At 68.7% G+C, this 11,138-nt stretch carries 8 protein-coding genes; 1 reads left to right on the forward strand and 7 read right to left on the reverse strand.

The annotated features are described in order from the left end of the window. Positions 1 to 2: 2 nt before the first annotated feature. The 6 genes from ENSA5_RS19490 to ENSA5_RS19515 form a co-directional block, all read right to left on the reverse strand. Positions 3 to 1,094, reverse strand: a complete 1,092-nt coding sequence (locus ENSA5_RS19490; RefSeq protein WP_106393186.1) for a pentapeptide repeat-containing protein — start codon at positions 1,092 to 1,094, stop codon at positions 3 to 5. Beyond that, a complete protein-coding gene (locus ENSA5_RS19495) occupies positions 1,091 to 3,802 on the reverse strand; it encodes a DUF2169 domain-containing protein (RefSeq protein WP_106393187.1) in 2,712 nt (903 codons plus the stop codon). The genes ENSA5_RS19490 and ENSA5_RS19495 overlap by 4 nt, the downstream gene beginning before the upstream one ends. Further along, the gene (locus ENSA5_RS19500) at positions 3,799 to 6,135 is read right to left on the reverse strand and encodes a type VI secretion system Vgr family protein (protein WP_106393188.1); all 2,337 of its coding nucleotides are present in this window, start codon (positions 6,133 to 6,135) and stop codon (positions 3,799 to 3,801) included. Before ENSA5_RS19500 ends, ENSA5_RS19495 begins: the two co-directional genes overlap by 4 nt. After that, positions 6,132 to 6,527: a DUF4150 domain-containing protein gene (locus tag ENSA5_RS19505; protein ID WP_106393189.1), complete on the reverse strand. Its 396-nt coding sequence runs from the start codon at positions 6,525 to 6,527 to the stop codon at positions 6,132 to 6,134. The genes ENSA5_RS19500 and ENSA5_RS19505 overlap by 4 nt, the downstream gene beginning before the upstream one ends. Before the next feature lie 253 nt (positions 6,528 to 6,780). Further along, complete coding sequence (locus tag ENSA5_RS19510; protein WP_106393190.1) at positions 6,781 to 7,362, reverse strand: uracil-DNA glycosylase family protein; 582 nt, start codon at positions 7,360 to 7,362, stop codon at positions 6,781 to 6,783. 440 nt (positions 7,363 to 7,802) lie between these two features. Beyond that, positions 7,803 to 8,252 (reverse strand): universal stress protein, encoded by a 450-nt coding sequence (locus tag ENSA5_RS19515; RefSeq protein ID WP_106393191.1) that lies wholly within the window; start codon positions 8,250 to 8,252, stop codon positions 7,803 to 7,805. 281 nt (positions 8,253 to 8,533) lie between these two features. Between ENSA5_RS19515 and ENSA5_RS19520 the strand changes: the two genes are divergently transcribed. Further along, positions 8,534 to 9,853: a DUF4215 domain-containing protein gene (locus ENSA5_RS19520; protein ID WP_258182930.1), complete on the forward strand. Its 1,320-nt coding sequence runs from the start codon at positions 8,534 to 8,536 to the stop codon at positions 9,851 to 9,853. 53 nt (positions 9,854 to 9,906) lie between these two features. Here the strand turns inward: ENSA5_RS19520 and ENSA5_RS19525 are convergent, their stop codons facing one another. Then, positions 9,907 to 10,914: an NADP-dependent oxidoreductase gene (locus tag ENSA5_RS19525; protein ID WP_106393192.1), complete on the reverse strand. Its 1,008-nt coding sequence runs from the start codon at positions 10,912 to 10,914 to the stop codon at positions 9,907 to 9,909. Positions 10,915 to 11,138: the final 224 nt, after the last annotated feature.

The following is an 11,138-nucleotide window of genomic DNA, read 5'->3' on the forward strand; positions in this document are numbered from 1 at the left end:
GGTCAAAATTTCGGCTTCCAGTTCTGCGCCGCCGCGAGCTCGGGATCGGTGCCCAAGGTGACGGCGCGGTTGGGGATCAGGGCGCCGCTGTCGACGACGTTGTGGAGCTTGGCGCGAAACATCTTCGCGGCGGTGAAGTCGGCCTCGCGGATGTCGGCCTCGGAGAAGTCGGCGTAGATCAAGTTGGCGCTGGTGAACGAGGCCTTGGCGCACTTGGCCCGGTGGAGGACGCACTGGTACATCCCGGCCCCGGCGAAGTTGCAGCCCTCGAGCTCGGCGTCGACGAAGATCGACTGGCTGAGCTTGGCCTCGCGCAGATCCACGCCGCGCAGATCGGCCTCGACGAAGAGCGCGTTGGCGGCGTTGGCCCGGGCGAGCACGGCCCCGGCCAGCTTGGCGCCCTTGAAGTTGGAATTGCGCAGATCGGCGCCGCTGAAGTCACAGCCCTCGAGCAGGGCGTCGGTGAACTGGGTGTAAGACAGCGCGGCGCCGACGAAGGACATGCCGCTGAGATTCGACTCGATCAGCATGACGCGGTGAAAGCTCGCGCCCTCGAACAGGGTCTCGCGCACGTCGGACTTGATCAGCGTGACCGAGTCGAGCTTCGAGCCGCGAAAGTCGACGCCGTCGAGCTCGACCTCGAGGTAGATCGTGCGCTCGAGCTTGGCCTGGTTGAACAGGGCGTTGCTGAGCTTGGACTTGCCGAACACGGTCAGTCGCGCGTCGGCGTTGCGAAAGTCGACCCCGCTCACGTCGACCTCGTAGAACTTGGTCTGGGTCAGCTCGGCGCCGCTGAGGTTGGCCCCGCTGAGGTCGCACTTGGCGAGGTTGACGGCGTGGAGGTTGGCGCCCGCGAGCGTGGCGCCGTCGAGGGCGCAGCCGATGAAGCTCGCCTCGCGCAGGTCGGCGCCGTCGAGCTGGGCGCCCGAGAGCTTGGCCTTGTTGAAGACGCCGCCGCACAGCTTCGCGCCGCGCAGATCGAGGCCGCTCAGGTCGTAGCCGTTGACCTCGCGCCCGCGGTGGACGAAGGCGGACAGCTCGTCGGCGTTGCTCGGCACCTCCCACTTGGTGGGGTCGCTCATCTTGCGGGTCATGGGCTCGGCTCGCCTTCGGCGACGTGTCGCGGGTGGATCCGGACCTTGGTCAGCAGCGCCTCACCGAGCTGCACGGTCTCGTCGGACCGGACCCGGGCCATGTCGGCCGCGTGGAGGTTGGCGCCGCGCAGGTCGGCGCCGTAGATCGCCGCGCGGGCGAAGCTCGCGGCCATGAAATTGCCCGACATCATCTCGGCGTTGCGCAGGTCCGCGGCCCCAAAGTTGGTCTCGCGGGCGACGACTTGATAGAGCTTGGCGTCGGCGAGGTCGGCCTCGCTGAGGTCGGCGCGATCGAGGGTCGCCTTGCGAAAGTCGGCGCCGCGCAGCGACATGCCGCGCAAGTTGGCCGCGACCAGCGAGGCCTCGGTGAACACCGCCTTGTCGAGCTTGGTGGCCTCGACGAAGCGAGCGTTGTCGAGCCGGGCGCCGCGAAACCCGACCTCGCGCAGATCCGAACTGAGGAAGGTTGCCGCGACCAGCGAGGCGCCCTCGAAGCTCGACCCGCGCAGGTCGTTCTCGAGCACGACGCACTTGTCGAGCACCGCGCCGCCGAAGTCCGTGGCCGTGAAGGTCGTCTTGGCCAGGACCGCGGTCTCGGCCTTCATGCCGCGGGCGTTGACCTGCTCGAAGCGGGCGCCGTTGAAGGTCACGCCCGCGAGCGAGGCCCGCTCGAAGCTCGCGCCCGAGACCGCGGCCTCGAACAGGATCGACCTGCTCAGATCCGCGTCGGCGAAGCTGGCCCCCTCGATCTTGCTTCGCCCGAGGTTGACGTTGACCAGCGAGGCGCCGTCGAGGCGGGTCCCCAGCAGCGAGGCGTGGGCGAGCACGGCCTTGTCGAGCTTGGCCTTGCTCAGGTTCGTGTGTTCGAGCCTGGCGCTCTCGAGGTAGGCCCCGCTGAGGTCCGCGCCCGAGAGATCCATGCCGCTGAGGTCGGCGCCGGTCAGGTTGAGGGTTGCGAAGTCCTCGCCCGCCGCGATCGCCTGGCGGACCCGCTCGCGGGTCGGCTCGACCAGCTCGGCGGGCATCGCCGGGGCCGGGTGCTGGAGGTGGGCCTGGAGGTGGTAGGCCTCGCGTTGCTGACGCTCGGCCTCCCGCCAGCGGGCGAGCAGCTCCTCGTTGACGATCATCTCTTCGAGCTCGTCGTTGATCGTCCCGGCCGCGCGCGACTGCATTGCGAGCTCCTGCAGCATCCCGAGCAAGTAGGCCGCGGTCCAGACCGGCGGACCGACCTTGCCGGGCCCCGCCTGCTCCTCGTGGAGGGTCTCGCTGGTGAAGCCCTCGACCTTGGCCTCGTCGATGATCTTGTCGATGTCGGCCTGGGCCTTGGCGGCCTTGGCCTCGAGATCTTCTTTGAGCTTGGCCGCGTCTTCCTGGGCCTTGGCCATCATCGCGGCGGCGTCTTGGATCTTGGGCGGATCCGGGAAAGGCGGGACCGCGAGGGGCCCGTGAATGTCGGGGTCGAGCCCGTGTCCGGCGACGATCGCCCGGGCCTCTTCGGTCGCCTCGACCCGCCGACGGTGGAGGTTGTGGGCGGCGAAGTTCTCGAACTTGGCCAGCTCCTCGTCCTCGTCGAGCGGCGAGGGGACCGGGCCGAGATCCTCGGGCACCAGCTCTTCGTCGCGGAGTGAGGCGATCGGGCCGTGCTCGGGATCGAGGCGCGCGGCCATGCACTGGCGGTAGTGCTCGAGCTCGCGCGGCCGGCCCTGGTGCTCGGCGGCGACGAGCAGGTGGAGGATGTCCTCGCCCTGCTCCTCGGCGATCAGGGTCGAGCCCGACCAGATCAGCACGGCGACCTCGGCGTCGGGGAAGAACCACAGGGTCTGGAGCGCGAGCGGGATCTCGTCGATGCGCTCGGGCGCCTGCTTGAGCTTGGCCTTGACCTCGGGCGCGGGCGGACGCGGCTCGCCGATCTGGTGCGAGCGGCTGACGAAGACCCGGGCCCGAAAGCGCGGGAGCTCGCCCTCGACGACCTTGCTCGGGTGCAGGTTGTCGAAGCGGTAGCGCTCGCCGCCCTCCCAAAAGCCCTCGCGCCGCTGGTCGGGGCTCGCGATGTTGTGGAGCTCCCAGTTGACGTCGGCGGCGAAGCCCGGGAACAGGTTCTCGAGCCAGTGCTGGTCGTAGGTCCCGGCGAGGGCGTTGCGCTGGGGCCAGCTGATGTCGAGGGGGCCGAAGCCGGCCGGGTCCGGGCGGTCGTGGGGCGAGGTGATCGGGTCGCCCGGGGCCTCGATGTTGGGCAGCGGCACGATCGGCACGCCCTCGATCTCGACCTCGGCGGTGCCCTTGCCGTGGGGGTTCTTGGCGTAGCCCTCGCCGCCAAAGGCGTGGGCCCAGTCGATCGGCATCTCGGTGAAGGGCCGCGGCTGCGTCGCGCTGCGCCCGGTCCAGTAGCGGTCGCCGTAGACCGCGAGATCCTTTTGGATCGGCCCGACCCTCGCGCGGACGGCGAACGCGGCCTGGGGCTGGCCGCCGGGCGCGTAGGCGCTGCCGTTGACGAGGAACTCGCCGCGCGACTTTGGGATCATCGCGTCGAGGGCGCCCTCGGCCCCGAGCCGCTCGGCGACGAACTTCCACATCGCGACCTCGTGGAGCATCGCGTCGGTCCGGCCGAGCGGGATGAAGCTGAGCGCCGAGACGCCCATGTAGAAGCGACGCCCGTGCTCGAAGCAGCGGGTCAGGATCGCGAGTTGGCCTGGCTTGAAGACTTTCACAGCAGCGAGGAGAGCCCGAAGCTCCAGATGCCGATCGCGCCCAGCGCGACGGCTTGGCCCTTTGACTCGATCGCCATCGCGTCGTTGCTCATCTCGGCCATGCAGGCCGAGATCGCGATGTTGCAGGCCTCGACCTTGGTCCCGGTCGTCGCAACCGCGAGCCCGACGATGTCCGTCTTGGCCCCGACGAGGGCGAGCTGCCACGAGAAGGCGTCGCCCTGACCGCCGCCGAACTTCCAAAAGTCGACGTCGACGGTCTTGGTTCCGCCGGGGGCGAGGACCGTGAACCCGCCGGTCGCGGTCACGAGCATCGAGCCCGTGGTCGTCATGTTGATGCCGCCGGTCGCCGTGATCGCGAGGTTGCCCGGGGTCGTGGTCGTGATCCCGCCGGTGATCGTCTCGGTCAGCGAGCCGCTGACCGTGTCGGCCACGTCGCCGGTGATCGTCCGGGTCACGCCGCCGCCGACGGTCTCGGTGATGTCGGCCCCGATGTCGCGGGTCTCGGACGCCCCGAAGGTCTCGGTCACGGCGCCGGTCACGGTCCGGGTCTCGGTCCCGTCGACGGTCTCTTCGAAGTCGCCCTTGACGTGGACCGTGCGCTTGCCCCCGACCGTCATCTCTTGGTCGCCGTCGACGGTCTCGCTTTGATTGCCGTGGACGGTCTGGGTCTGGTCGACGTCGACGTTGTTGGTCTGGTTGTTGCCGACGGTGGTGTTGTGATCGTTGAGGACGACCTCGTTGAGGTCCTTCTGGGCGTGGATGTAGATCTCTTCGGATCCGGCGGCGTCCTCGAGCCGGAGCTCGTTGAAGCCGCCGCCGCCCGGCGAGCTCTCCGACTTGATCGTGCTCTTGGTCTTGTCGTCGGGCAGCGGATAGGGCGGCGTGTTGGCGCCGTTGTAGAGGCAGCCGGTCACGACCGGGCGGTCGGGGTCGCCGTCGACGAAGGTCACCGCGACCTCCATGCCGATCCGGGGCAAGAACACGAAGCCCCAGCCGTTGCCCGCCCAGGGCTGGACCACGCGGATGAAGCAGGACGAGGCCTCGTCGGACGCGCCGTCGCGGTCCCAGTGGAACTGGACCTTGATCCGGCCGTGCTCGTCGGTGTGGATCTCCTCGCCGGACGGGCCGACGACCGTCGCGGTCTGCATCGCGGGGATCCGCGGGCGCGGGGTCTTGCGAGCCGGCCGCCACTCGAGGTCGATCGGCACGCACTCGAAGCGGTTGTTGTAGGAGTCCTGGGACTCCGCCTCGCCGCCGGCCGCGGCCGCGTAGTTGCCCGCGCTGTGCTCGACGGCGACCACGAGGTACTGGCCCTCGAGGTAGGTGTGCGGGTGGTCGACGAGCTCGAACTTCATGCCCGGGCTGAGCCCGGTCGCCGTCGACATCCCGACGCAGCGGGTCGCGTCGCGCTGGTGGACCACGCGGCGGAGCCGGACCTGGTCCTCGACCGCGGCGAAGTCGAGGCCCTCGCTTCGGTAGCCGTAGAGGGTGCTGGGCTCCTCGTGCTCGTAGTCCTCGCGCTCGGGCCCGAGCTCGGCGCCGTTGGCGAAGCCGAGATCGCTGACCGTGTCGTCCTCGGCCAGCTGCGCGGGGCCGGGCGAGAGCCAGTCGAACACCGCGGTCCGGGCCACGCTCGGGCGCAGCTTCGACTCGCGGTGAAAGGCGTGGATGTTCTCTTCCGTCCCCGAGCCGTCGCCGCGCAGGACCACGGGCAGCGTGCCGTCGTCGTTGCCGTAGGAGATCAGATCTTCGTAGGCCGCGGGGTCGTCGATCAAGGTCAGGGTCTCGACGTCGTCGGCGTGCTTGAAGCAGTAGACGATGCCGTACTCCTCCATGAGCCGATCGACGAAGTCCAGGTCGGACTCGCGGTACTGGACCGTGTACTCCTGCGGCGAGTAGTCGCCGGTCAAGAAGTCGGTGTTGACGCTGCGCTCGTAGGGCCCGAGGGCCTCGTTGAAGACCTCCGCGAGGATGTCCGGGATCGTCATGTCCTGGAAGATCCGGCTGGTCTTGCGGTGCGCGAGGGCGATCATCGCCGGGACCACGGTCAAGGTGCTGACGACGTGATCGCGCTGGTTGATCCCGTCCTCGACGCGCTCGACGATCCCGCACAGGTCGCGGGTGAGCGAGCCACGCTCGACGGTCACCGTGACCGAGGCGCCGAGCATCGCGATCGGCTCGGCGAGGGAATCTTGGGTGCGGAGCTCGACGCGGAGCTGATAGGGCTCGTTGAAGCGCTCGGACAGCTGGAGGCCAGAGACCTCCCACTGGGTCTCGGAGTCCGAGTCGCAGAAGAAGCGGAGCCGAACGGGTTGATCGTCTGTTTCACTCATGGCGACAAGATCAGGACTTTGACCTGGCTGGGGACGGCGCGCACGCCCGGGCAGTTGGTCGAGTTTTGCAGCGCGACGCTGCTCACGCGAGTCGCTGGCAAGCCACCGACCAGGGTTGTGAACGCCCCGGTCAGGTGCCGCGAGGGCGCCATGACCGTGCCCGCGGCCACGCCGGTCGCGACGCCAGCGTTGTCGCCGTTGGTCATCGGGATCGAGGTGCCCATGTTGTGCGCGGGGGCGCACATGAACAGCACGGTGTAGGCCGCGGGCACGCCCATCGGGCCGGCGGCGATGTTCGGATAGGGGATCGGCACGGGCCCGGCGGGGCTCGGGGTCAGGCAGACATCTGGAAAGCCAGTGTCCATGCCCATCATCTGCGTGTTGGCGAACATTCGGTGGTCGTCCTGGGTCGAGCGCGGCTGAGATGGCCGAGCAGATGCTAGCACCGACCACGGACGAGCGATCACCGCGCAGGTCGGCTCGGGTCTGGTCGGTGGTTTGCCCGCGCGAGTGTACTCGGCCTCGCGTTTTCCTGCAGGCAGGAAGGAGCTCGAAGACGAGCACGACCACGACCACGGGTGAGACCGGCGACGGGGATGGGGCCGGCGATCGGGATGAGGATGGACGCCTGCTGCGGCTGAGCCGCTACCGCACCGCGAGCCGGCGAAGTCGTCGCTTCAACACGGGCAGCACCTCGTCGGCAAACCAAAGGTTGCGGGCGAACCAGCGGCGGTTGCGGGGTGATGGATGGGGCAAGGGCAGAATCGACGTACCGTAGCGCCGCCACTGACGGACCGTCTCGGTCAGGTTCTTGCCCTGGCGCTGTCCAAGGTAGCGAGCCTGAGCGTAGCGGCCGATCAGGAGCGTCAGTTGAACATCGAGGTGGTTGAAGATCTGCTCGTGCCACAGTGGCGCGCACTCGGGGCGAGGTGGGAGGTCGCCGGACTTCCCCGCGCCGGGGTAGCAAAACCCCATGGGGACGATGGCGACAATGTTGGGGTCGTAGAAGGTGGCGTGATCGATGTCCATCCATGCGCGCAGCGTGTCCCCGCTCGGATCGGCCCAGGGGACGCCAGAGGCGTGGACCCGAGCTCCCGGCGCCTGGCCGATGATGGCCACCCGCGCGGTGGTGCCAAAGGAGACGACGGGGCGGGGGTCATGCGGCAACGCGGCGGCGCACGCCGTGCAGGCGCGGATCTCCTCGAGCAGTCGTAGCGCTTGGGCCATGACGTGAGGATAGCTTGAGGATAGCTTGAGGATAGCGTGAGGTCCGCAGCTCGTTGATGGGGCTGTGTCGAGGCCGCTGGGGCTCCGCGCATGGCCTCAGGAGCTCCGAGCTCGGGGCGTCGCCTCTCCATCTGGGATGCAAAAGGCTCTTGGTGAACCCTCGCCACGTCGGTCGGCTGCGCTTCGAAGGTGCTTTTCGTACGGCGATACCCCGAGCTCGGAGCTCCTGTGGCCTTTTATGCGCTCATCTCTCGGCGGTGGGTGACCCCGCTCCGAAGCGCTGGGCGCCGTCTTTGTTCGCATCCTTTTGGCGACAAAGCCCTCGCTTGGCCTCTTCGCCGAGGGCGCGAAGCCAAAACGCCGCTGTACCGGGCGTACTGCAAGTTTTGGCGACAAAGCCCTCGGCGAAGAGGCGGCGCGAGGCATTGCACCCCGGGCTGCTAGCGCTCCTGGTCGCGCTCGTGCACGACCAGGGTCGAACAGCGCGCTCCCCGGACGACGCGCTCGGTCACCGAGCCGAGCAGGAGGCGGCGGAGGCCGGCGCGGCCGTGGGTAGCGATCACGATCAGATCGTGATCGGCAGAGGCGTCCGTGATGAGATCGACGGGGCTCCCGATCTCCACGCGTGACTCGATGCGCTCGGGGGCCAGCCCGAGCGGCTCCACCCACTGACGAAGCTGGTCGCGCAAGTTGGCGACTCGCTCGCTCGGGTCGCTGTCACCTTCTGGGGGGCGAAAGGCCGGATCGACGGGGGGCATGTCGACAGGCTCGAACACGTGGAGCACGGTCAACGAAGCGCCCATGCGCTCCGCGAGGGTCGCGGCCTGCTCGAGCGCCCGCTTGGAGGGCTCCGAGAAGTCGACCGGCACCAGGATTCGTTCGAAGCGCATTGGCCCTGAGCCTCACGTGGCTCCGGCCGTATCTCAATTAGATGACCGTGCAATCTGTGCACGATCGTCCGCGGCGGCGCGGAGACCTCGTCGCTGTCACTCCGCTCGTCGCCGACGCACAGCGCGCTCAGCCGCACCTGAAGATGGCGCGAAATCGCGCAACACACCTGTGCAGGTCACGGACTCCTGCTCCGATCGCGCTCCGCTGTCGTGCGAAGATGTCGACCATGCGCCGCGCTCGTGTCCTTGAACTGACGGTCTCACTCTGCTTGCCGTGGGCGGTGGCCTGCACGCCAGACCCCGCGGGCGACGGTGGCCTCTCGACCTTCTCGACCACCCTGCCCGGTGACGGCGACGGCGACGGCGACGGCGACGGCGAGACCGGCTCGGGCGATGGCGATGGCGATGGCGACGGCGACTCGGGCGGCGTTGACTGCGGCGACGGCGTCGTCCAGGCCGGTGAGGAGTGTGACCTCGGCAACGAGAACTCCGAGTCGGGCCAGTGCACGCCCAACTGCAAGATCGCCGCGTGCGGCGACGGCTTCGTCTACGAGGGCTTCGAGGAGTGCGACGACGGCAACGCGGTCAACACCGACGACTGCGTCGAGGGTTGCAGCCTCGCCGTGTGCGGCGACGGCTTCGTCCACGAGGGCTTCGAGATGTGTGACGACGGCAACGACGACGACGCCGACGGCTGCAACTCGCGCTGCCTGCCCGGCGAGTGCGGCGACGGCATCCTCCAGGACGGCGAGCAGTGTGACGACGGCAACGACGTGACGACCGACAACTGCCCCGCTTGCCAGCTCGCGTTTTGCGGCGACGGCTTCATCCAGGCTGGGGTCGAGATCTGCGACGACGGCAACGATCTCAACACCGACGGGTGCATCTCGCCCACTTGCGTCCCGGCGGCGTGCGGCGACGGCAACCTGTGGGAGGGCATGGAGACCTGCGACGACGGCAACGACGACGACAACGACGCGTGCCCGGCCAGCTGCGAGCCCGCGTTTTGCGGCGACGGCTTCACGTGGTCAGGCAACGAGGAGTGCGACGACGCCAACGACGTCGACGACGACGGCTGCACCAACGACTGCATCTCCAACGGCGCGAGCTGTGCCGACATCCAGACCGACATGAGCGTCTGGGGCCAGAGCTCCAGCGGCGTCGATCTGCGCAGCTACACCAACAGCACGCTCCACTACATCGGCTGCCCGGCCGACGGCTGCCCGCCCGACACCTTCTACTGCGACTACGATCCCAACGCGGGCACCTTGCAGTTCGGCACCAACGCCAGCGCGGCCCTGCGCGCGGCCATCGACCCCGACGACCAAAACGGCGACGACATGCCCGACAGCTACGGCGGCTGCTGCAACGCGCCGCTGGGCCTGTGCAACGCGCCCAACAGCACCAACAACGGCGTCGGCGTCGACATGGTCACCGCGCTGTGCAACGCGCTTGGCTACGCCAGCGGCTCGATCGTGCGCGAGGTCGCCAGCAACAGCTGCCCCGAGATCCACGCGATCTCGCAAGACGGGCAAGAGTGGGGCTCGGACTTCGTCAGCAGCCAGGGCTACGGCGCCGAGTACCTGTGCTCGAACCAGTAGTCACTCGTCGTCGGCGAGATCGCGGGGCGGGGGTCCGGCGCTGAGGCCGAGCCTCAGTCGCTCACCTTCAAGACCAGCTTGCCGAGCTTGTCGCCGGAGAACAGCTTGGCGAAGGCGTCGGTGAACTGCTCGATGCCCTCGACCACCGTCTCGCGGTAGCGGAGCTTGCCCGTGGTCAGCCACCCGCCCATGTCGCGGAAGGCCTCGCCGTAGCGCTCGGCGTAGTCGAACACGATGAAGCCCTCCATCCGCGCGCGACGGACGAGCAGCGTCATGTAGTTCGACGGGCCCTTGACCTCCTCGAGGTTGTTGTACTGCGAGATCGCGCCGCAGATCACGACTCGCGCGCCGGTCGCGAGCCGGGTCAGCGCGGCGTTGAGGATCTCGCCGCCGACGTTGTCGAAGTACACGTTGACGCGGTCGGGGCAGGTCGCCTTGATCCGCGCGGCCACGTCCTCGTTTTTGTAGTCGATCGCGGCGTCGAACCCGAGCTCGTCGACGAGGTGCCGACACTTGTCCGGACCGCCCGCGATCCCGACGGCCCGCGCGCCCTTGATCTTGGCGATCTGCCCGACGATCGATCCGACCGCTCCGGCCGCGCCCGAGACCAGCACGGTGTCGCCCTCGGCGAGCGCGCCGACCTCGAGCAGACCAAAGTAGGCCGTGATCCCCGGCATGCCGAGGACCCCGAGGTAGGCCGAGAGCGGCGCGAGGCTCGGATCGACGGCGTGGAGGCCGTCGCCCGGGACGCAGGCGACCGTCTGGACGCCGAGCAGGCCGTTGACGTGATCGCCGACGGAGAATTTTGGGTGGCGCGAGGCGATGACCTCGCCCACGCCCCCGGCCCGCATGACCTCGCCGATCCCGACCGGCGGCACGTAGGACGGGGCGTCGCGCATCCACCCACGCATCGCGGGGTCGAGCGAGATGTACTTGGTCGCGACGACGACCTCGCCCTCGGCGGGCTCGGGTACTGGCGCCTTCTCGATCGTGAAGTTGTCGTCGGAGGGGAGCCCCTCGGGGCGCTTGCTCAGGATCACTCGGGTGGTCGTTTGCGTCATCTGCTTCGGCGGTCCGGAATGTCTCGCGCTGTCGTCACAGGCGAAGCATACTCTGTGACCGTGACCGCCCCCGCCAGCGATCGACGGAGGAGGGCTGCTAGCAGCCCGGGGTGCAATGCATCGTGTCGCCTCGCGCCGGAATTTTCGCCGAGGGCGCGAAGCCAAAACGCCGATGTACCGGGCGTACTGCAAGTTTTGGCGACAAAGCCCTCGGCGAAAAGGCC

Origin of the sequence: Enhygromyxa salina, from assembly GCF_002994615.1 — a bacterium.
GTDB classification, from domain to species: domain Bacteria; phylum Myxococcota_A; class Polyangia; order Nannocystales; family Nannocystaceae; genus Plesiocystis; species Plesiocystis salina_A.

Excerpts from the sequence above, each read along its gene's own strand:
- ENSA5_RS19490 (WP_106393186.1), bottom strand. The coding sequence starts at position 1,094 with ATGACCCGCAAGATGAGCGACCCCACCAAGTGGGAGGTGCCGAGCAAC.
- ENSA5_RS19500 (WP_106393188.1), bottom strand. The coding sequence starts at position 6,135 with ATGAGTGAAACAGACGATCAACCCGTTCGGCTCCGCTTCTTCTGCGAC.
- ENSA5_RS19505 (WP_106393189.1), bottom strand. The coding sequence starts at position 6,527 with ATGTTCGCCAACACGCAGATGATGGGCATGGACACTGGCTTTCCAGAT.
- ENSA5_RS19510 (WP_106393190.1), bottom strand. The coding sequence starts at position 7,362 with ATGGCCCAAGCGCTACGACTGCTCGAGGAGATCCGCGCCTGCACGGCG.
- ENSA5_RS19515 (WP_106393191.1), bottom strand. The coding sequence starts at position 8,252 with ATGCGCTTCGAACGAATCCTGGTGCCGGTCGACTTCTCGGAGCCCTCC.
- ENSA5_RS19525 (WP_106393192.1), bottom strand. The coding sequence starts at position 10,914 with ATGACGCAAACGACCACCCGAGTGATCCTGAGCAAGCGCCCCGAGGGG.